Origin of the sequence: Solibacillus cecembensis (assembly GCF_050272495.1) — a bacterium.
Classification (GTDB): domain Bacteria; phylum Bacillota; class Bacilli; order Bacillales_A; family Planococcaceae; genus Solibacillus; species Solibacillus cecembensis.
The window spans coordinates 1-20,640 of the sequence record NZ_JBNNMF010000039.1; the positions used below are offsets into that span (position 1 = coordinate 1).

Below are 20,640 nucleotides of genomic sequence, written 5' to 3' on the forward strand. Positions count from 1 at the left end.
CTTTATTGATACTTTATTTTCAAGATTGACTAAACTGCTCCGTTAGTTCAATAACATAAAGCTACCCCAAAGGCAGCCTTATTCTGCTAAAGCCCTCGTTAGTTTAAGTGAATATATTCACAATCTTTCAGTGGGAAATCGCATTTATTAGTAATTACTACTTCATAACAAATGCGATAATTCCTATTATAATACACAGAATTCCACTTAAAAATTGTCCTATACCTGAAGCTTGTCCCAGTAATATTAAATTGAATATGTTTTTATTTTTCTGTTTTTTTCCAAATAAACCATCATCTGTTTTCATACGATAAAGACCCCAGACTGTTAAAACTATTCCAAAAATAAATAGTATAAAAATCATTTTTCATTCCTCCGTTGTTTTTTTAATATGTGCATCTTAATGAAATGTATTATTTATCATCCTCATCGAAAATAAAAGTTTCTTCAATTGATAAATTAAAAACTGAAGCTATTTTATACGCAAGTAGCACAGACGGATTATACTTTTGTTTTTCTAATGAGATGATTGTTCTAGAAGATACACTTACTTTATCAGCTAATTCTTGTTGCGTTATTCCATATTCTACTCGTAATTCTTTCACTCTATTTTCCATAAATTCCACCTTAATCAAAGGGCATGATTATAATATTTTCTAGAACAAAATTCACTAATTATTAAAGATATTAAAACAATTACTAATGCAGTATTTGTAGGGATTACCACAAAATTAGTTAAAAACATAATAATTAAAATTTCATACATCAAAAAATGCATCGAAGAGTGAGCAACTTTTCCATCAATTAAAATATCTCTTTCATCATATTCCTTTAACATTTCGTTTTCCAACGATTTATTATTACGGGATTTAATATAAGAAATCATTGAAATTAGCAAGATTATTCCGCCTATGAATAACATGGCATAACCAAAATTAAATCCTTCTGATGCATCGAGATTTATTTGAATGAACCCCAATAGTAATATTAAGGTTGCTGATAAAAGTCGCTGTATAAATAGATTTTTCAAATGTACCTCTCCTAACTAAATTATTCTCTTTAAGTGAAGTTCCCTTCATGTGAAGTTAACTTCATAATTCCCTTTTTTAAAACAAATATCAACTGGTAAATAATAGATCTTTAAGTTAAGGAATCTTTCATCATTTGAACAATTTTAGTATTAAGATTGTTCAACTAAACTGCCTCTTTAGTTGAACAAGAGTAAAAAAAGAGATGAATAAAACAAAAAGGGTAACCGATTCGTAAAGAGCCATTATCGAAGAAGACCTTACTAAGCTTTTATTGAATTATAAATGGGTTTATACACAGTATCCAAAGGTTAATTTATGCGTATAATTGTGCCCTTAAAATGGATTGACTCCTGCAGACTATCTCAATAGTATTGACAATTACAGACTATCGCAGTAGTATTAGTGTGTGGCAAACTATTGCAATAGTCCACTTAAGAAAAGGAGCATGCGCGTATGCAAGTTAAATTGTTTGATTCGGAATTACAAGTCATGAATATTTTATGGGAAGAAGGCGATTTGACAGCTAAACAGCTCTCACACATGTTAAACGAACGAATAGGTTGGAATAAAAATACCACCTATACAGTCATCAAAAAATGTATAAAAAAAAGGGCCATTGAAAGAATTGAACCTAATTTTATCTGTCATCCACTCATCAAAAAAGAACAGATACAAGAACAAGAAACGACGGAATTGATTGATAAAGTATTTAATGGTTCTAAATCTTTACTATTCGCATCCTTACTAGACAAGAAAAAAATGACTGCAAGTGAAATCGATAAATTAAAGCAAATTGTTAAAGATCTTGAGTGAGGAATTATGATATGAGTATTTTCAATATGAGTGTAGACGCATCTCTCCTCCTAATAATTGTGCTATTGATGAGGAGGTTAGTAAGAAACAAAGTGCCAAAGCAAACAATTTTAATTCTTTGGGGAATCGTTGCATTTAAACTACTCATCCCCTACTCTTTTTATTCAAAGTTGAGCATACAGCCTATGCTGAAAAACTTATTTGTTACGCCTCACTCAAATGATTCGGAAATTTTACTCAATACAATTGAAATCGTTCAAACATCAAACACGTTCTATCATCAGCTTTTGCTTTTAATGACAAGCGATTTCGTTCAGTACCTTTGGGTATGTGGGGGTATAGGGGTTTTGCTATTCTTTATACTGGCCTATGTTAGATTTTATAAAGAATTTCAAACAGCCATCCCAGTGAAGAATAATGAGTATCTCGATCAATGGCTAAACGATCATAAGTTAAAAAGAACGATTCAAATCGCAGTATCAGATAGAATTACAACCCCGTTAACATATGGGATCCTTAAACCAGTCATCTTATTGCCGAAATCAACAAATTGGGAAGTCGCTGAAAGTATTCAGTTTATTCTCACGCATGAATTAATTCATATTAAACGCTTTGACGTTTTGTGGAAAGTAATTTTAACGATTATGGTAGCTTTGCATTGGTTTAATCCATTAGTTTGGCTAATGTATTTTTTAGTAAACAGAGACATTGAATTGTCTTGCGACGAAAGGGTTATTAGACGGTTTGGAGATAAGGCAAAGTCAGCATATGCACTGTCTCTCATCAATATGGCAGATGAAACCTATACGGTTACGCCGCTTTGTAATCATTTTAGTAAAAATGAGATTGAAGAAAGGATAGTGTCCATTATGACCTTAAAGAAAAAGTCGGTTTTAGGAACAGCATTAGCATGTACATTAGTCATTGGAGGGATGACCGTCTTTGCTGCAACTGGCCAAGAGCCACCAACGCTGAAAGAAGGCAAAGAACGAAATGTAGTTATTGTTACTAATGTACCAAATAGTACGATAGAACCACGCGTAATCTCAACAAATGAAGAGAAAAAACGAAGTGTAGTTACTGATGTATCAAATAGTACGATGGAACCACGTGTAATCTCAACAAATGAAGAGAAAAAACGAAGTGTAGTTACTGATGCATCAAATAGTACGATGGAACCACGTGTAATCGCATCAAATGAAGAGAAAAAACGAAGTGTAGTTAGTGATGTATCAAACAGTACGATGGAACCACGTGTAATCTCGACTAATGAAGAATAAATAAATTACTCAAAAGACTAGTCCTGAAATCCGGAACTAGTCTTTTCATTTACTCCATCGTTATTTCATAATAAAACTCAAATGCCTTCCACTTTGTTACTCTTGCCAAGTCAAACGAAAAGAACGTTTCAAGACGGAGATAGGCGCTGTGTTTTCCAAGCTCTTCTCGATCAGCTAGTAAACAAGGTTTTTAAATTTAAGTTGTGGAAGAAGAGTAAAAAGGATGACTGTCTCCTAAACAATCATTTTATCTCAAACCTCTCATTTACTCTCTATTCCAAAATAAGTGTAACTATTAGTTTTTTCCATTTCCCACCTTATGACTGTATTTTTTTCTTATTGAACTAACCTGCCGCGTTAGTTGAAGAAGAAAATGCACCCAAAGCGATGTTGAAGTGACCCCTAAAAGTTAGACACGGTTATTTCATTTAGGCAGCTTGAGTAAATTGTGTTCGGTATTGCACCGGGCTCAATTTTAATTTTGCCTTAATTCGTTTCGTGTTGTAATAATGTATATATTTTTCTAGCTCTTCTTTAAAGTGCTCGATACTTTCAAATTCTTTTAAGTAAAGGAATTCTGATTTTAGTATCCCAAAGAAATTCTCCATCACTGAATTATCGTAACAGTTGCCTTTACGCGACATACTTTGCACAATGCCTCTTGATTGGAGCGCATGGCGATATTGCTTCATTTGATAATGCCAGCCCTGATCGGAATGCATCAGTAGCTGATGGTCCGCAGGTAAGCGGTCTAAAGCCTTTTCTAACATGTCTGAAACAAGTAAAAATGTCGGTCTAGAGCCAATCGTGTACGTGATAATCTCGCCGTTAAATAAATCTAAAACAGGCGATAAATAAAGCTTCTCGCCAAATAATTTAAACTCTGTAATATCCGTTGCCCATTTTTCATTTGGTGCTTCTGCTGTAAAATTGCGTTCTAAAATATTTGGGGCGATTTCACCAACCGTCCCTTTATACGATTTATATTTTTTCATGCGTACTAAACACCTTAATCCAAGCTCTTTCATGATGCGTTGAACCTTCTTGTGATTTACCTTTTGCCCATGATTCGCCAGCTCATCACGAATATGACGGTAGCCGTAACGACCCTCGTGTTCGTTGTAAATCCCTTGAATGTCGGCCTTTAAATCAGCGTCTCGATCTGGTCGATTCATCTTCTTCACTAGATTATAGTACGTGCTGCGTTTGATTTCTGCGAATGCCACAAGCGCCTTCACCGAGTATTTATGCCTTAATTCATAGATGACCTTTACTTTGTCTTCTTTGGTGATTTTTCCTTGGCTTGAACTAAGGCATTCAACTTTTTTAAATACTCGTTTTCCATGCGTAGACGGTTGATCTCTGCTTGAAGTGCTTCAGGGGAACCTTCTACTGGTGCTTGTTTTGATTGTTTGTTCGTTTCTTTTTTCATGGATAAACGCCCCTTTTTCTTTGGCTGAAGGGAATCTTCTCCTAAAGTTTCGAATTGTTTTTTCCAATTCTGTATCGATGAGGCACCTGCAATATTAAAGAACGCAGCTGTTTCATTAAAGGACGTACCATGTTCAGCCATATAGTTAAGTACGTCTAGTTTAAATGCTTTTGTATAGTTTGTATATCGTCTGACAAAAACCTCTACGCCATTGTGCTGATATTGTTTCACTAAACCTAATAAATAACGATGTGAAATACCGAAATCCGCAGCGACTGTTCTTGAACTTTCCTTGCCATTTACATATCGTTGAACCGCTGCTAATTTATCTTCAGGACTCATTTTAGCCATAGAAAAACCGCACCTCCTTGTTAGATGTGTCTAACAAATGGGGTGCAGTTGATGTTTGGGCACATTTTGAAATGTTTGTTACACTAAAGCCCCCGTTTACCTAAATATAGGTAATCATAAGCCCATAAGCTGCTATTCCTAAAACGCCTAACAAAATAAATACAGCACTTTTTATAAAATCTGTCATGTTCTGACGTTTGGTCCGTTAGTTGAAGTATAACCTTCCCAAACCATCGTTTGGTAACATTGCATAAAAGACTGTTACTCCACAATATGGTCCGATTGTTGAACACAAGTTTAAACTAACCTGCTTCGTTAGTTGAAGTGCAGTTCTACAAAATCTTTATAGTAATATAAATATCCAATAAAAAAATCAAACTTTACAAATTACCAATCTTTTTTATAAATAATCAATCATTTTACAAAGCTACAAAATTGTACATTTTTTCACTTTGAGTATTATAAACTTCTTAAGTTGACAAATATGGGGTGATACCTCAATTAGGGAATGTGCTAGTATTAGTCATGAATAATTCCAATGGACTTTCCAATTGTAATGAAAGTGAAACTCCATAAAAAAGAACCAATCGCAGAAAATGTAATAAACGTTTTTAATTCCATTTTACTGATTCCTGCAAAACAACAGATTACCTGCCTAAAACCAGGAATGAAGTATCCGAAAATAAGTGAATACGCCCCGTATTTCTTCATCCAGCTTTCTACTTTCATCACTCTCTTTTCTTTCAGCCCTATCCATTTTCCATACTTAACTATTAAAGGACGACCAGCTTTTCTCCCAATTATATAACTAATCGTCACCCCTATAAAGGCTCCTGCAAAACTAATAAAAATAGCCAGTTCATAATTCAGCACATGAATATTTGTAAAATAACCAACAATCATCAATAGAACTTCATCGGGTATCGGAATACCAAAGATTCCAAGAACCAATACAAAAAAAATTGCTAGATACCCATAAGATGCTATTAAATCCTGAATTATTCCCATCCTCTTGCCTCTGGATTTTCAACTGTAAGTTTTTTAAAATGTGGAAACTTAACTTTGCTCACCATCAAATATGAAAGCCCACATGTTGCTAAAGCTAATACGATTGAGTTATTGCTACTCATGAAACTTAATAAAACAAGAAGTATTCCTGCGAGTGGAATCGGCATTCCAATGAATGTTGGAGAATCGCTTTGATGAATATTAAATCTAGATAGGCGAATCATTCCACAAATGCCAAATGTCAGCGTACACAAAATCCCAATATACGAAAGACTATGCAATGCTACATTGTAAGCGAGTATAGAAGGAGCCACACCAAACGTGATTAAATCAGCAAAAGAATCAAGCTCTTTCCCGATATCCGAAACGGCGTTTAGCTTCCGTGCGACCATACCATCGAAAAAGTCAAAAAGCATACCAACAAAAATAAAAATTGCTGCAGCATAGATATCATGAAATAACAAAGAGTAAATTGCAAGAAGTCCGCAAATAAAGTTTCCAATTGTAATCATACAGGGTATAAGTTTCACAGTATAATAAACCTCCAATTAATTCAAATCAACACAATGGATAAAAAACAGTCTTACAGTTCCACCTTGAATAATAGAGACCTGATCACGTTTCATTTCTCGACTTCTCAACAAACTGCTAATTATATTGTGAAAGGTATTTAAGTAAACAGTAAAATTAAGTACAACTTTTAATTCTTCATATATCAACATCTTTTTCTATAAGAATCATTGATGTGAAATAAATCTCCAAAATACTGTTCAAGAGGCTTCTAATTTTTCACATAGAATAGATTCCAAATTAATTCTTGTTTTGAACAAATAAACGTTTCAATTTTTCCCGGAAACGAATGACTAACATAATAACTGCAATTACAATAACGCCAAAAATGATCTCCCCTATGTGTTGTCCCATCGTATTAAAGATATATTGCAATTTTTCACCTAACAAGTGACCCCCAATTAAGAAGAAAGATACCCAAAACAAAGCACCTGAATAAATTATGATTGCAAAACGGCGAAATGATAAATTGATTATTCCTGCAAAGTATCCAGTAAAATGACGTACACCTGGAATGAAGAATCCAATGAAAAGCAAGAAGTATCCATATTTATCAAACCATATTTTCGTTAAATCAATTTTTTTTTGAGTTAAAAACACATATTTTCCATACTTTTGTACAAACGGCATTCCAAGTTTATTACCTAGAAAGTACTGAATTGTTATCCCAACACTTGTCCCAATAAACGATAGCAAAATTAATATCAGAAGGTTTAAATCCCCCGTATGTGCTAAGTACCCTGCATAAACTAATGTTGGCTCTCCCGGAAATGGAAGAGCAATATATTCTAACATCAATCCAACTAATACGACATAGTATCCATATTGTTGAAATAACTCATTTAACCATTCCATGACATCTCTCCAAGGTAACTATTTTCTTAATAGATTTTCCATATTCTTAACAATCAAATTTGGCGTTGCCCAATCATCACGATCGAAATCTTTTGCAAATTTCTGCTCCATCTGTAATTAATCCATAGCTTCTTTTGTTAGTATTTTTAGAACTTTAGCAAATTGCTCCATTTCCTCTGCGGTACATTTTTTTTTCAAATTTATAATTATATTATTAATATAGTTATCATTAATACAGTAATACTTCATAAATTTATCTGTTACTTGAAGGTAATATACACGTTTATCTTTTTCATCATTGAATTTTTTAAGATAGCCTTTTTTAATCAATTTGTTAATTCTATATGTTACGTTCGGCTGTGATATATTAAAAAACTCTGAAAGTTCGCTATAAGTGGGATTTTCTAAAAAATATACAACTTCAAGGCATGCCATTTCTGCAGTACTTATATTTTCAATCTCTACTGTTTGGCCGTGAGCTGCCTTTTTATAAAAATTCATAGTAAGTTTCATATAAAAATCCTCAAAAAGTTCATTCAACACATTTTATCGCCCTTTCCGCATTAAACTTAAAATATTTTAATTAAAATTATTTAAGTTTATGTTAAAATAAATAGCTTTCATTGTCAAATCGTATAGAAAAATAATTAATTACTATAAAAAGATTGTTTTATGACAATTCCAAGTTAATGATATCTAGCAAAGAGAATAAAAAGTAATTATTTATTGTTCCCCAATAACCGGCACCGGGTGCAAATACATCCCCGACAATCATCTACAATTCAAAAAGCTGTGCCGAAAGTCCAATAAAAATTGGATTTTCGGCACAGCCATATTTATTAATAAATAAATTAAACTAATTCTAAACACACGACAGCTTCACAGTATGTCGAGTGTATGTAGCAGCACATGGGTGTTGGTGGGTTTAAGTAAGTGGATAGGTCCTACCATAGTAGAACCTATCCTTTTTAATTGTCTTTAAATAGTTCTTTCTTCAACTTAACGCCCCCGCCATACATGTAGCGCAAAATCAGCGCTACACCACAGAGAATGAAGGATTATGACGTTCTTTCATGGGAGTTGAAGTGTAATATTTCACAAACTATTAGCTGGATTAACTAAACTAATCCTCTTCTATTAGCATTTGAATCTGACAACTATAGTTTTCTGTATCAAAGAAATCATTGAACAATTCTACTTCAATACAGCTTTTAACATTTATATTATTTACTTTTATATAATTAAGTATTTTGTTTATATTTCCCTTCTCGTCATCCTTGCTATAAGCTAAAGTTAAATACTTTCCCTTAGGTAATATCATTACACTATCATCAACTTCTATATTATTTGGTTTAGTCCATTAAATACATATTTCGGTTCTGCATCCCCATTACTATTAAAATGATATATTATTCCTCTCTCCATAGTCATCTTAAATTTTTTATCTGTTATAACCTTATCTAAATCAGAATAAGAAAGTAATTCCTTTAAGCTGCCTACTTCTTTACATGGAGCAAAAATTACATAACGCTCTTCTAAAACTTCGATATTTATTTCACTATTATTTAATATATCCTTAGAATACTCTACAAAAGTATTAATATCATCAATATTTTTAATTACTTCTTTCATCTTATTTATATTTTCTTGTGCTTCATATTTTTTTATTTTTAGAAACTCTAATAGCTCATCAGTATTACATTTCTTAAAAACTTCTTGAAGTTCCGCTATGCTAACCCCTATAACCCTGCACCCTTTTATAATATCTATAGAAATAAACTGATCTATGGAATAGTATCTAAAACCAGTTGACTCGTCGATATATATAGGAATAAGAATACCTACCTTATGATAATATCGTAAAGCTTTTATTGTAATTCCTTTGATTTTAGCAACTTCTCCAATAGAAAATAAATTTCCCACCACAATCACCCCCTTATGTTCCCACATGTTTCATTGTAGACTCTACCCTTAGGGGATATTTTATTATATCTATAGGCTAGTAACAATAACTTTAATGAATTGAAAGGATAGTGTTTAAAGGTGAATAACTTAACGTATAGAGAGTTAACGAAAAAAGATTATGAACGTGTTAAAGAATTGATTTGTGATGCATTTGGATTTGATGATTTTATTGTGGATAAGAAATTTTTAGATTCAATATTAAATATTTATCTGCATGGTTGTATCTTAGAAAGTTCCTTTAGTAAAGTTGCTGTGAAAGATAACAAGGTTATTGGTGTTATTTTAGGTAGTACAAAGAAGGATAAGAATCGCCTTCCTAAGTCTCATAGTGTTTTAGTCACTGCCTCTGCATTTTTCAAGATAATGCTAACTAACAAAGAGAATAAAAAAACATTTAAAGAATTTATAAAAATTCAAGAAATTTATAAAGAAATTATCCAAGGAAAAGAGGACTCTTTTCAAGGTTGTGTACAACTATTTATTGTATCTGAAGAATCAAGAGGGCTTGGTGTTGGCAAGGCTTTGATTCATAATTTATCTAATTATATGCAAAGTATGGAGGTAGAATCTATGTATCTATATACAGATACTAGATGTAACTATGGATTTTATGATAGCCAAAACTTTAAACGTTTAAATGAAAAGGAAATAGATTTGGATTCAAGCCAAGAGAAATTTAAAATATTTCTATATGGTTTTGACTTCAATTAAGTATAAATATTTTCACAGAAAATCGTATCACTTACTTATGATACGATTGGAAAAACAAACACCTTGTTAGGCTAACTTGCTGCGTTAGTTTATCAAGAAAAAGAACCGTCTATGCAGGGAACTGACCCATAAAGTGAGACAAATATAAACGCCTTTAAGTTGAAAAACGGGTATTGTATACCTATAAACAACTTGGAGGTAACCCTTTATTTTTCGTAATAAAAATCCCATAATTCTCTCTTCTCTTATTATAAATTTAATGTAGTATAATATTACAAAATATGAATTACTCAATATATCCAAAGTTATTAGTATATGGGGCTTTTGGGACTTTTGGGATAGTTGAACCAATGGAGGAAATTATTTTGAAAAACTTTTCAATTAAAAAGAAAATTCTAACTCTCATTACGTCCGCTGTTATTTTTTTGCTAATTATTTCAGGTGGTGGTTTTTACTACATAAACGATATGGCAGAAAAATCCAGCGAAATGTACGACGAATCACTTTTGCCAATTCAATATATCGGACAAATTCGAACTGACATTCGTGCGATGGATTCTTTCGTTTTAGAGCTCATGATTACTACGGATGCAAATCGTAATGCCGACCTACAGACAAACATCTCAGATAGGGCTGAAAGTATTAAAGACTCAATCGTGAAATTCGAAGCCTCTTACAATGGAATTGAAGATGAACAAAAACTGTTAGAATCTCTTAAATCTAATACCGAGGGTTATTTGAGCGCAATGGCAGATGTTATTGATTTGGCTAGTCAGAACCAAAACGACGAAGCCTATTCTATGTACACCACAACTTTAGCTGATTTTGGTGAGAATATGGCAAGTGATGCACGCAATATTATGACTCTATGTTCTGAAGGTGCCGAACAGCTGAATGAAGCAAATAAACAAAGTCTATTCACTACTATGCTTATTTCTGCCATTCTCTCTGTTGTAGCTATTATTTTCTTTATTACATTGGCAACATGGATTGTACGTTTAATTGTAAATCCAGTTAAAGAGTTGCAGGTTAATATGTTAAAGGCAGGCGACGGTGATTTGACTGTGCAAGGTACCTATTCATCCAAGGATGAAATCGGTCAATTAACTCAATCTTTTAATTCGATGATTAATAATATTCGTAATACGGTAACAAAAGTCACTGAAACTGCTAATCATGTAGCCGCAGCATCTGAAGAATTGAATGTTAATGCAGCAGAAACTACAAAGGCAACAGTGATGGTTGTGAATACGATGGAAACTATCGCTCATGGATCAGTAGAGCAACTAAATAATGTTTCTAACACATTCAATACCGTCAATGAGCTTTCAACAGGTGTTCAACAAGTGGCTGGAAATGCTCAAGCTGTAAGCGAACTTTCAGGAGATTCATTGTCCTTGGTGATAAATGGTATAAATGCAGCGAATCAAATGAATCAACAAATGTTGGACATCACAGAACGAGTAAAAGGCTTATCTGAAGTTGTCGACTTGTTAGGAAAACGTTCTAATGAAATTGGTCAAATTATTGATTCGATTACAGCGATTGCCGAACAAACTAATTTACTTGCTTTAAATGCTGCCATTGAGGCTGCACGTGCTGGGGATCATGGTAAGGGTTTTGCGGTAGTTGCAGATGAGGTCAGGAAACTAGCAGAACAGTCTGCTGTTTCTTCAAACCAAATTGAAGCGTTGATTTCAGAGACACAGAAAGATACTCATAAGGCTGTTGAATCAATGAAGTTAGTAACAACGGAAGTTAAAGAAGGGATTAAAACAACAGAAAATACACGTACAACTTTCGCTTCAATTCAAGGTGCCATTCAAAATGTTACGATGCAAGTAGAAGAAGTATCTGCAGCGGTCGAGCAAATGGCAGCAGGAACTGAAGAAATTGTTGGTAGTATGAATACGATCCACTCCATAACTAAATCCACTACAGCCGGCACAGAGAGTATTTCTGCTAGGTCTGAAGAACAAATGGCATCAATGGAGGAAATTTCATCATCTGCTTATGCACTTGCAAACTTGGCAGAAGAGTTAAGAGACTTGGCAGCTCAATTCCGAGTTTAATATGATTATATAAGTCATATAATTAAGAAGTGGCTAGATCATTTTTTGATCTAAACCGCTTCTTTTCATTGGCATACCTTTTGCTTCAGCCTTTGTTCTGCCGACTTTACCTGAGCTTCAGACCCCATAATCTGTCCATTATGACGCATGCAGGAGTATTAATGGGATAGTTTCAAAATACATGGTTTTGTCATTCCTATCCTCGGTTATAAAGTTAGGATTTCCGTAGAAATCCCTTGTTTTTTCACACATTAATGCTTATAACAAAATTTGTCGCGCTGCTCCGTTAGTTGAAGTATAACCCCCAAAACGGTCGTTTGGGGACCATTTGAAATCCTTGTTGCACTAAAGCCCCCGTTAGCTTAAGTATTTTCTTTCACAAACTTTTACTTGGTCATATTTATTTCTACTTCACAAAAAATCCAATAATCACTGCAATTATTAAGATAATTCCACCCAAAAATTGTCCTATCCCTGAAGCTTCACCCATTAAAAGTAAATTGAATAAGTTTTTGTTTTTTTGATTTTTTCCAAATAAGCCATCATCTGTTCTCATACGATAAATACCCCAAACTACTAAAACTATCCCAAAAATAAGTCCTATAATATACAATTTATATTCCTCCGTTGTTTATTTTATATGTGTATCTTTATGAAATGTGTTATTTGTCATCCTCATCAAAAATAAAAGTTTCTTCAATTGATAAATTAAAAACTGAAGCTATTTTATATGCAAGTAGTACAGATGGATTATATTTTTGTTTTTCTAATGAGATGATTGTTCTTGAAGATACACTTACTTTATCAGCTAAATCTTGTTGCGTTATTCCATGTTCTATTCGTAATTCTTTTACTCTATTTTCCATAAATACCTCCTAATTAAAGGACATGAGTATAATATTTTCTAGATCCGAATTCAATAATCATTAAAGATATTAAAATAATAAATAATGCAATATTTGATGGAATTAGCACAAAATTAGTTAAAAACATAAGAATTAAAATTTCGGGTATCAGGATATACAAGGTGAAGCGAGCAACCTTTCCGTCAATTAAGGCATCTCTTTCGTCATATTCCTTTGCTAATTCTTTTTCTATTGATTTATTCTTTCGGGATTTAATGATAGAAATTGTTGAGAACAATAAAATTATTCCACCTAACAATACTGTGATATAGCCATTATTAAATCCTACTGATGCATCGAGAATTACCTGAATGAACCCAATTACTATTAATAAGATTGATACTAAAAGTCGCTGCATGAATAGATTTTTCAAATATACCTCTCCTAACCAACTTATTCCCCCTTAGTGAAGTTTGTTTCACGTGAAGTTAATTTCATATTAACTTTTTTACTAGCCAATCGTCAAGTGGTTAATAATGGCATTTAAAGTACCAAAATATTTCATCATTTGAACCATTTTAGTTATAAAAGTGTTAAACTAACCTGCTTCGTTAGTTTAATAAAGAAAAAAAGAGCTGCATTATGCAACTCAATGATCTTCAAGTAAAGCCCCCGTTACTTTAAGTACATCTTTTCACAATCTTTTAGGTATTTAAAAAAAGAACCCAGAAAGTAGGGTTCTTTTAATACATCTCTATTTTAAGTCTTTAATTTTTACCAATTCTTCGTCTATTCCACTCATTATGTTAAACGCCCCATCGAATGATCGAAGGATTTCAAACGCTACTTTTTTGCTGTTCCTGTGAGATTCCTGCCGAAAAAGCAAGTATTGCCCCCCAGTCAAAATCTAGTAGATTATTTTTACACATTACTTAAAAAATTAATTTCAATATAACTTTTAGGATTTTCCTTTATTTTGGTGAATTTAACGATAAAATTATTTATAGAAATAAATCCTGACAGAACAGAGCATTTAAAGACAGGTATTTAAAGTGAAATAATTTTACTATTTAATTAAGGAGGAAAAAGCATGTCAGCTTGGTTAGAATCGTTACAAAAAGCAATTGACTATATCGAAGAAAATTTATTAAAAGAAATTTCGATAGTGGACATTGCAAATGAAGCAAACTCTTCTGCATTCAATTTTCAACGAACATTTGGATTATTAACAGAGATTTCAGTAGGTGAATATATTCGGCGAAGAAGATTGACTTTGGCAGCAGACGAGTTAAAAAGAACAGACAGTAAGATTATCGACCTTGCATTTAAGTACGGCTATGACACTCCCGAGGCTTTTTCAAAAGCCTTTAGGCGTCAGCATGAGGTTTCACCAAGTGACGCTAGGAAAAATATTGGCAAGATCAAATCATATAACCGCCTCGTAATAGAGGTGAGATTGAGAGGGGCAGAACCAATGAAATATCAAATCTTAGAACGTGAAGGCTTCCAAGCAATAGGTGTAAAAAAAGAATTTTTACTTGAGAATAATGGCAATTTAATCGGAATTCCCAAAATGTGGGATGAATTAAATGGTGATGGCACTACTGACAAGCTAGCACAAATTAATAATGGAAAAATTAAAGGAGTTCTTGGTATATGTGTAGCAAAACCTAATGAGAAAATTGACTATTGGGTTGCTACAGAATATGCAGGTGACGTTAAAGAAGGATTTGAAGTAATCGAACTTCCAGCTTCTAAATGGGGTGTTTTTGAAGTACATGGTCCAATGCCTGATGCAATGACAAAAGTTTGGAAACAAATTTTTTCTGAATGGTTCCCTGCTAACGGATATCAACATGCAGGTACTCCAGAGTTCGAATTGTATACAGAAGATAATCCATTCAGTCCAGATTGCTATTCAGAAATTTGGGTTCCATTAAAATAATTTAAAATAGATGTCCCATTAGTCGATGCCAAAACGACTAGTGGGATTTTTGAATAGAGGCTAGATATCCTTTCCGATACTAAACGGAGGGTTATCAGAGACCAAACGAGTCAAGGAGGCCTCATCTTTGAATAAACTAATATTTATATAGACACGCTATATCCCATAAAAATAAATGATACGATGAAAATAAATAGGCCTGGATTATTCACCGTTTTTTTTTGTGAGAGGCTGTTTACTTCTTTGTCTTTTCACACATTAATGCTTATGATAAAACTTGTAGCGCTGCTGCGTTAGTTTAAGTGTAACATTTCAAAAATGGATTGCCGAAATCCACCTGATGTTTTGGACGTAAAAATAGACCATCGAAATGATGGTCTTGTTTAACTAAAGCCCCCGTTAGTTGAATAAGAACAGAGACGCTTTTCAACAATCGCGCCCATTAACTAAAGACTCGATTTCAAAATAATTTTCAAAGTTTATTATTATCTAATTTCCCTTTTATTACCATCATCGAATTGCGAATTTCATTAATCTCACTATCAGTTAGTCCATTAAACAATTGATTTACTTGTTCATCTGACTGATTGTTAATTTTACCTAGCAGTTCTTCCCCTTTTCTCGTCAAAAACAGGAGATTTTTTCTACTGTCTATTGTTGAGCTTTTTTTCTCTATTAATTCTTCCCTCTCCAATTTACGTAAAATTCTGCTCATATAGCTTCTATCAATATTAAGTTCTTGCACGAGATTATTCGCAATACACTCAGTTCTCTCGCTTATTTCAAATAGTATTCGTGCTTCGGTTAATGAATAATCTGTATCTAGAAGTTGATTATTAAATAAACCAAGTATCTTTGTATAAAACCGATTGAATTGTCTAATATCATAAATAATTTCTTTATCCATATATTCCCCTTTAGTTGACATAGTCCACATTTGATATTAATATAACTGTATATCTAAAACGTGGACTAAGTCAACGTTTTAGATATACTATTTTCAAAAATCTGTCGTAATCTTTATTAAGACCTAATTGAAGGAGATTGTATATGATTATTCGAGAAATTAAAAAAGAAGACAACGCAAAAGTAAAAGAAATTATACAAGATTCATTAAAATCACTTGGATTAGCGATTCCTGGGTCAGCTTATTTTGATCCGCAACTTAACGACCTTCACCAATATTATAATAATTTAAAACATGCGAACTATTGGGTAGTAGAAATGGAAGGAGAAGTTGTTGGTGGAATTGGTATAGCACCGTTTAACGAACATGATAAAGTTTGCGAATTACAAAAGCTATACTTAAGTCCACAAGCCCAAGGTTTAGGGCTTTCCAAGAAACTAATGGAAACAGCTTTGTCATTTGCCTTTAAACATTATGAAAAATGCTATTTAGAAACAATGCATGAATTAAAAGCGGCATGTATATTATATGAAAAATTTGGTTTTATACTTTTACATGAACCACTCCCAGGTTCTGAACACTCTGCTATGGATACATGGTATTTAAAAGATATGAATTAGTCCATAAGAAGTCCATTAAATCGATTATAACTAAAAGTAAATATATAGAAAAAAGCCACCTTCCAAAAATATGGAGGTCGGCTTTTTTGAAACTTTGTGAAAGGTTGTACTTAACAAACTGATTGTTAATTTAAGTGGAATACTTCATAATCTCAATTGCATTATAAAATAAATTTGTGTTTACTTTCCTCCACAATCTGGCTCGATTGTTGAACACAAGTTAAACAACACTATTCAACTAAACTGCCCCGTTAGTTTAAGTGTAACATTTCACAATGGATCACCGAAGCCTACTTGATGTTTTAGGCGTAAAAATAGACCATCGAAATGATGGTCTTGTTTAGCTAAAGCCCCCGTTAGTGAAAAAAACATCAGCTATTTCAAGTCTTCAATTTTCTTTAGAATCACACTCTCTGAAATATCAAACTCATTCTTTTTTTCTACAAAATTAACTTCATCAAGAGGTCCAAATACCTCTCCACTTTTAATCTCTAATATCCAAAAATGTACATCGTCATTATTGGGAATTTGATAGCCATTACTACTTTTCGGGTCGTTTACTAAACCAAGTTGCTTTGCAAGAATATAGTTGTCATCCCAAGCCACCTCGGTGACTTTTGTTGGAATAACATCACTCCCCCAATGCGATTCACTAATTTTTGGTGCTACCTTTACTTGGTGAGCAGAAGTTCTTACAATAGAATAATTTCCAGGGAGGTCTAAGCTATAATCTGCCAATCCCGCACAACCTGTTAACATTATCAAGGAAATAAACACCATTACTAAATAGCGAAAAATGTGTTTATTAAACAATTAACCACCTCATTTACAAATATTGCTGTTTCACTAAACTGCTTCGTTAGTTTAATAAGAAAAAGCTACCCTTAAAGGCAGCCTTGTTCTGCTAAAGCCCCCCTTAGTTGAAGAACAGAACTCTAACGTATTTTATAGCAAGATCTTGAATCAATAAAAATATCAACAAGCCACATACTCCTAAACCAATAGATATAAATAAATGAACGGAGTTTTGCAAGGCTATATAAACGATTACTAATAAAACAGCAGTTGCAGGTAATCCCCAAAGTACCCCTAATGTAAACTTGCTTAACATTGCTGTTTGCTCCCCTTGGACATACAGCCATATAATGCTTAGTAAACTTACTAAAGGAAATGCAGCTATTATTCCTCCATATGAAGGAAATCTTCTTGAAATCTCCGTAACAACACCAATAACGATTGCTGAAACAATAATTTTCGTTATCACATTCATTGTTTTGCACGATCACTTAAGATTTTTAGGGCTTGTTCTACTAAATTCTTTTCATTGTCATCAAGTTGATTCAACACTTGTTCTAATTTTTCTTCATCTAAACTAGTATTTCTATGTAAAACTTCTTTACCAAAATCCGTTAGACAAAGAATTACTTTTCTTTCATCAAGAGGATCTCTCCCCTTTATTAAATAGTTCTTTTCAATCATTCTTTTAACGTGTTCCGAGGCAGTATTATGAGAAACCTGTATGAATGAAGCAATTTCATTTACTCCTATCTCATCCTGTTTATCTACAAGTTGAAGAATACGGACCACTTGATGAGAGATTTTTTCTTTATGAAGATAATGTAAATGGAAATAAATATCTGTCCAATATTGATTTAATAGTGAAACTTTACTGTTCATAAATACCACTCCTTTATATCGTCAATTACGATTGTATCGTATATAACGATATAAAGTAAAGAGGTTGTTTTTGTACATACAAATCGGAATCTCTTATTAAACTAACCTGCCCCGTTAGTTTAAGTGTAACATTTCACAATGGATCACCGAAGCCTACTTGATGTTTTAGGCGTAAAAATAGACCATCGAAATGATGGTCTTGTTTAGCTAAAGCCCCCGTTAGTTGAATAGCAACTATCTTTTAGAAAACAGCCATAAACTAAAACAGTTATTTAAGTTTTTCAAACTAACCGGAAGAATGGTTTCTATTAGTTCCTATGTTAACAATCAGTATTTCTCTTACGCAAATATGGTATTAATGAAAATAAACCTAAAGTGGCTAAACAAGCCCCCACCCACAAAGGAGATACAAACCCATAACCTTTGTTGATCACTATGCCTCCAAACGACGAACCTATGACAATACCTAGCGTAATAAAAGAAGTATGGACAGTGTTTACCATAGTCCCACTTCCCGCTTTATTCATTACTCGTGTGACCATGGCCGGATTCATCGCTACACCAGTCATTCCTATAAGAACAATGGAAATGACAGCAATGTATTTATTTGCGGCACCCAATGCAAATAGAGTTAACCCCGTGATTAATAATATTAATCCAGTTACTAGTATTCTCATTGTAAAACGATCAGCAAATCTACCAATCAAAATGTTTCCGATTACTGTGGCACTGCCGTAAATGGCAAGTAAATACGGAATACTTGTATTCGAAAATCCCGTAACATTTGTAAAAATAGGAGTAAAATAACTAAACGCTGCAAACGTACCGCCAATGATCAACATACTCGTTAAATACGCTGCCCAGAGATGACGATTTTTAAAACTAGAAAATTCATCCTTCAGATTCACCTGTTCTATTTTTGAGGATGATGGTAACAACACATGAATCATTATTCCTGATATTAATACAAGAATTGCAACGAACCAAAAACTAATCCTCCAACCGAAATTTTGAGAAATAATTGTTGTAACTGGTAACCCTAATACCGTAGCGAACATTAAGCCTGCAAGGACAATCGAAGCTGCTTTTCCTCTTGTGTTAGGATGAACTAAATTTGCTGAAATAGAAATGGCAACTCCAAAAGCTGCAGATGAAGCAATGCCGGTTATAACACGCGCTAACATCATGAAATTATAGCTCCAAGCAACTGCGCCTAGCGATTGGCCAATCAAAAAGACAACAATTAAAACCATTAGTGCTTGTTTTCGACGAATTTGAAGGAGTGTAGCAGTTAGAACAGGGCCTCCTATCACCATAGCTCCTGCATAAGCGGTAATTAAATACCCAATGGATGAGATCGAAACACTAAATTCATTAGCAAGTTCATTCATCATACCCGCCACCATAAATTCAGATGTGGTCATAGAAAAAATTGTTAAAGCTAGTAAATATATTATAGATGGCAAAATTGACACTCCCTATTCATTATTGTAACAATCGGTACAAAATTTATCTAAAAAAAGAGCGCTTTAAGCGCCAAAAATAGATTCCATTGTTCCATTTATAATTTGTTCAGCCAATGTTCGATTTTGAATGGATGTAATAAGTACACGAAGGCCGTAGTAACTGCTTAAAAAAAGGCTTGCTAAATCAACAGCTGATTGTCTTTTTTTGATTTCACCGGTTCGTAAGCCTTCCTCCATTACTCTTTCCAAAGCTTGTAAAAGAAGTTCCACATGCTTTGATACAATTTCTTCAACCATTGGATCGTGATTAGCCCGTTCCAAACCGGCGTTAATAAGTAAACACCCTCTATGATCGGTATGTTTAAAATCTTCTTCCAATGCCCAAGCAAAAAAATTACTTAGCCGTTCTTTAACTGAGATTGGATTTTCTAATATTTCCTTTTGGTCTCTAATCCCATTTTCATGGTAGCGTTCTAACACTTGTTTATAAAGCTCATGTTTACTTCCAAAAGTATTATATAAACTACCTTTTCCAAGACCAGTATCACTGCATAAATTTTGCGTAGAACATCCCTCATATCCATTTATCCAAAATGTTTTCATCGCAACATCTACGATTGAGGAGTAATCGAAGTCTCGCGGTCTGCCACGTTTGCTCAATGATATCTTCCTTTCATTTCGAAGTTACTATTAAAAGAATACACTTTCTGTACCAATCGGTCAATAAAAAGATATATTAAACCAACCTCCTCTGTTGATTATCTAGTGTCTACCAATAAAATTGGATGGAAAAGAGATATTCTTGTAGGTTTTGAATAAAGTTTGAGTAAAAGTATTGAACCATTCCTTATTTAATAACAAACAAAAAGAAGCCATTTAAAAAAATTGCAAAATGGCTTCTTAGTTTGTAATTTGACATTCCGTCTTCATAAAAAAAGTTTGCACGTTTTTTAACGGTTCTTATTGAACTAACCTGCTCCGTTAGTTGAATATTCGAATCTCGAAACTTTTAATTATCATTGTATCTAAATTGGATAAATTACGCTCTAACTTATTTGTATTAGTTCGTAAAAGTACAGCTCTAGTAAAGTG

Annotated in this window: 23 protein-coding genes and 1 pseudogene; 6 read left to right on the forward strand and 18 right to left on the reverse strand. The window is 33.2% G+C overall.

Going from position 1 to position 20,640, the window contains the following annotated elements:
* Positions 1-157 precede the first annotated feature (157 nt).
* From ACQKIH_RS21175 to ACQKIH_RS21185, 3 genes are read right to left on the reverse strand one after another with little or no spacing between them, the layout of a single operon-like run.
* On the reverse strand, positions 158-364 hold the full coding sequence (locus ACQKIH_RS21175; protein ID WP_427768724.1) for a hypothetical protein: 207 nt from the start codon (positions 362-364) through the stop codon (positions 158-160).
* A gap of 49 nt (positions 365-413) precedes the next feature.
* Positions 414-617 carry a helix-turn-helix transcriptional regulator gene (locus ACQKIH_RS21180; RefSeq protein WP_427768725.1) on the reverse strand — a complete coding sequence of 68 codons (204 nt, stop codon included), beginning with the start codon at positions 615-617 and terminating at the stop codon, positions 414-416.
* Positions 618-631: 14 nt separating this feature from the next.
* Positions 632-1,030, reverse strand: a complete 399-nt coding sequence (locus ACQKIH_RS21185; RefSeq protein WP_427768727.1) for a hypothetical protein — start codon at positions 1,028-1,030, stop codon at positions 632-634.
* Between the two features lie 454 nt (positions 1,031-1,484).
* Here ACQKIH_RS21185 and ACQKIH_RS21190 point away from each other — a divergent pair, with 454 nt between their 5' ends.
* Entirely contained in the window at positions 1,485-1,844 is a 360-nt protein-coding gene (locus ACQKIH_RS21190) for a BlaI/MecI/CopY family transcriptional regulator (RefSeq protein ID WP_427768729.1), read from the forward strand.
* A gap of 26 nt (positions 1,845-1,870) precedes the next feature.
* Positions 1,871-3,124, forward strand: a complete 1,254-nt coding sequence (locus ACQKIH_RS21195; RefSeq protein ID WP_427768768.1) for a M56 family metallopeptidase — start codon at positions 1,871-1,873, stop codon at positions 3,122-3,124.
* Positions 3,125-3,552: 428 nt separating this feature from the next.
* Here ACQKIH_RS21195 and ACQKIH_RS21200 read toward each other — a convergent pair.
* From ACQKIH_RS21200 to ACQKIH_RS21225, 6 genes and pseudogenes are all read right to left on the reverse strand, one after another.
* A protein-coding gene (locus ACQKIH_RS21200; protein ID WP_427768731.1) for an IS3 family transposase occupies positions 3,553-4,907 on the reverse strand; the annotation gives its coding sequence in 2 pieces (ribosomal slippage) (positions 3,553-4,454 and positions 4,454-4,907; 1,356 coding nt in all).
* Positions 4,908-5,426: 519 nt separating this feature from the next.
* Positions 5,427-5,915 (reverse strand): DedA family protein, encoded by a 489-nt coding sequence (locus ACQKIH_RS21205; RefSeq protein WP_427768733.1) that lies wholly within the window; start codon positions 5,913-5,915, stop codon positions 5,427-5,429.
* Complete coding sequence (pssA, locus tag ACQKIH_RS21210) at positions 5,906-6,445, reverse strand: CDP-diacylglycerol--serine O-phosphatidyltransferase (RefSeq protein ID WP_427768735.1); 540 nt, start codon at positions 6,443-6,445, stop codon at positions 5,906-5,908. Before pssA ends, ACQKIH_RS21205 begins: the two co-directional genes overlap by 10 nt.
* A 280-nt stretch (positions 6,446-6,725) precedes the next feature.
* Positions 6,726-7,340: a DedA family protein gene (locus tag ACQKIH_RS21215; protein WP_427768737.1), complete on the reverse strand. Its 615-nt coding sequence runs from the start codon at positions 7,338-7,340 to the stop codon at positions 6,726-6,728.
* A 117-nt stretch (positions 7,341-7,457) separates the two neighbouring features.
* Positions 7,458-7,883, reverse strand: a complete 426-nt coding sequence (locus ACQKIH_RS21220; protein ID WP_427768738.1) for a MarR family transcriptional regulator — start codon at positions 7,881-7,883, stop codon at positions 7,458-7,460.
* 580 nt (positions 7,884-8,463) lie between these two features.
* Positions 8,464-9,263, reverse strand: a pseudogene (locus ACQKIH_RS21225) (MerR family DNA-binding transcriptional regulator).
* Between the two features lie 120 nt (positions 9,264-9,383).
* Between ACQKIH_RS21225 and ACQKIH_RS21230 the strand changes: the two are divergent.
* Both ACQKIH_RS21230 and ACQKIH_RS21235 read left to right on the forward strand, forming a co-directional pair.
* On the forward strand, positions 9,384-10,016 hold the full coding sequence (locus ACQKIH_RS21230) for a GNAT family N-acetyltransferase (protein ID WP_427768741.1): 633 nt from the start codon (positions 9,384-9,386) through the stop codon (positions 10,014-10,016).
* 365 nt (positions 10,017-10,381) lie between these two features.
* Complete coding sequence (locus ACQKIH_RS21235; RefSeq protein WP_427768743.1) at positions 10,382-12,088, forward strand: methyl-accepting chemotaxis protein; 1,707 nt, start codon at positions 10,382-10,384, stop codon at positions 12,086-12,088.
* A 406-nt stretch (positions 12,089-12,494) separates the two neighbouring features.
* Here the strand turns inward: ACQKIH_RS21235 and ACQKIH_RS21240 are convergent, their stop codons facing one another.
* Genes ACQKIH_RS21240 through ACQKIH_RS21250 form a run of 3 tightly spaced genes read right to left on the reverse strand, consistent with a single transcriptional unit; the run spans position 12,495 to position 13,366 of the window.
* On the reverse strand, positions 12,495-12,701 hold the full coding sequence (locus tag ACQKIH_RS21240) for a hypothetical protein (RefSeq protein WP_427768746.1): 207 nt from the start codon (positions 12,699-12,701) through the stop codon (positions 12,495-12,497).
* 49 nt (positions 12,702-12,750) lie between these two features.
* The gene (locus ACQKIH_RS21245; protein ID WP_427768749.1) at positions 12,751-12,954 is read right to left on the reverse strand and encodes a helix-turn-helix transcriptional regulator; all 204 of its coding nucleotides are present in this window, start codon (positions 12,952-12,954) and stop codon (positions 12,751-12,753) included.
* A 13-nt stretch (positions 12,955-12,967) separates the two neighbouring features.
* Positions 12,968-13,366 (reverse strand): DUF2178 domain-containing protein, encoded by a 399-nt coding sequence (locus tag ACQKIH_RS21250; RefSeq protein WP_427767148.1) that lies wholly within the window; start codon positions 13,364-13,366, stop codon positions 12,968-12,970.
* A 657-nt stretch (positions 13,367-14,023) separates the two neighbouring features.
* Between ACQKIH_RS21250 and ACQKIH_RS21255 the strand changes: the two genes are divergently transcribed.
* Entirely contained in the window at positions 14,024-14,878 is an 855-nt protein-coding gene (locus ACQKIH_RS21255) for an effector binding domain-containing protein (RefSeq protein WP_427768751.1), read from the forward strand.
* Between the two features lie 472 nt (positions 14,879-15,350).
* On the opposite strand, the gene ACQKIH_RS21260 is transcribed toward ACQKIH_RS21255, so the two are convergent.
* Complete coding sequence (locus ACQKIH_RS21260; RefSeq protein WP_427768754.1) at positions 15,351-15,785, reverse strand: MarR family winged helix-turn-helix transcriptional regulator; 435 nt, start codon at positions 15,783-15,785, stop codon at positions 15,351-15,353.
* A gap of 143 nt (positions 15,786-15,928) precedes the next feature.
* On the opposite strand from ACQKIH_RS21260, the gene ACQKIH_RS21265 reads away from it, so the two are divergent.
* The gene (locus tag ACQKIH_RS21265) at positions 15,929-16,405 is read left to right on the forward strand and encodes a GNAT family N-acetyltransferase (protein WP_427768756.1); all 477 of its coding nucleotides are present in this window, start codon (positions 15,929-15,931) and stop codon (positions 16,403-16,405) included.
* A 375-nt stretch (positions 16,406-16,780) separates the two neighbouring features.
* On the opposite strand, the gene ACQKIH_RS21270 is transcribed toward ACQKIH_RS21265, so the two are convergent.
* The 5 genes from ACQKIH_RS21270 to ACQKIH_RS21290 all read right to left on the reverse strand — a co-directional run bounded on the left by ACQKIH_RS21270 (position 16,781) and on the right by ACQKIH_RS21290 (position 20,208).
* Positions 16,781-17,218 (reverse strand): DUF3997 domain-containing protein, encoded by a 438-nt coding sequence (locus ACQKIH_RS21270; protein WP_427768758.1) that lies wholly within the window; start codon positions 17,216-17,218, stop codon positions 16,781-16,783.
* Positions 17,219-17,321: 103 nt separating this feature from the next.
* The gene (locus ACQKIH_RS21275; RefSeq protein WP_427768760.1) at positions 17,322-17,675 is read right to left on the reverse strand and encodes a DUF3147 family protein; all 354 of its coding nucleotides are present in this window, start codon (positions 17,673-17,675) and stop codon (positions 17,322-17,324) included.
* The gene (locus ACQKIH_RS21280; protein WP_427768762.1) at positions 17,672-18,082 is read right to left on the reverse strand and encodes a MarR family winged helix-turn-helix transcriptional regulator; all 411 of its coding nucleotides are present in this window, start codon (positions 18,080-18,082) and stop codon (positions 17,672-17,674) included. Before ACQKIH_RS21280 ends, ACQKIH_RS21275 begins: the two co-directional genes overlap by 4 nt.
* 320 nt (positions 18,083-18,402) lie before the next feature.
* Entirely contained in the window at positions 18,403-19,548 is a 1,146-nt protein-coding gene (locus tag ACQKIH_RS21285; RefSeq protein ID WP_427768764.1) for an MFS transporter, read from the reverse strand.
* A 63-nt stretch (positions 19,549-19,611) separates the two neighbouring features.
* Positions 19,612-20,208 (reverse strand): TetR/AcrR family transcriptional regulator, encoded by a 597-nt coding sequence (locus ACQKIH_RS21290; protein ID WP_427768766.1) that lies wholly within the window; start codon positions 20,206-20,208, stop codon positions 19,612-19,614.
* Positions 20,209-20,640: the final 432 nt, after the last annotated feature.

Coding starts and splice junctions, on each gene's coding strand:
- ACQKIH_RS21175 (WP_427768724.1), bottom strand. CDS start 364: ATGATTTTTATACTATTTATTTTTGGAATAGTTTTAACAGTCTGGGGT.
- ACQKIH_RS21180 (WP_427768725.1), bottom strand. CDS start 617: ATGGAAAATAGAGTGAAAGAATTACGAGTAGAATATGGAATAACGCAA.
- ACQKIH_RS21190 (WP_427768729.1), top strand. CDS start 1,485: ATGCAAGTTAAATTGTTTGATTCGGAATTACAAGTCATGAATATTTTA.
- ACQKIH_RS21195 (WP_427768768.1), top strand. CDS start 1,871: ATGAGTGTAGACGCATCTCTCCTCCTAATAATTGTGCTATTGATGAGG.
- ACQKIH_RS21205 (WP_427768733.1), bottom strand. CDS start 5,915: ATGGGAATAATTCAGGATTTAATAGCATCTTATGGGTATCTAGCAATT.
- ACQKIH_RS21215 (WP_427768737.1), bottom strand. CDS start 7,340: ATGGAATGGTTAAATGAGTTATTTCAACAATATGGATACTATGTCGTA.
- ACQKIH_RS21245 (WP_427768749.1), bottom strand. CDS start 12,954: ATGGAAAATAGAGTAAAAGAATTACGAATAGAACATGGAATAACGCAA.
- ACQKIH_RS21255 (WP_427768751.1), top strand. CDS start 14,024: ATGTCAGCTTGGTTAGAATCGTTACAAAAAGCAATTGACTATATCGAA.
- ACQKIH_RS21260 (WP_427768754.1), bottom strand. CDS start 15,785: ATGGATAAAGAAATTATTTATGATATTAGACAATTCAATCGGTTTTAT.
- ACQKIH_RS21265 (WP_427768756.1), top strand. CDS start 15,929: ATGATTATTCGAGAAATTAAAAAAGAAGACAACGCAAAAGTAAAAGAA.
- ACQKIH_RS21275 (WP_427768760.1), bottom strand. CDS start 17,675: ATGAATGTGATAACGAAAATTATTGTTTCAGCAATCGTTATTGGTGTT.
- ACQKIH_RS21280 (WP_427768762.1), bottom strand. CDS start 18,082: ATGAACAGTAAAGTTTCACTATTAAATCAATATTGGACAGATATTTAT.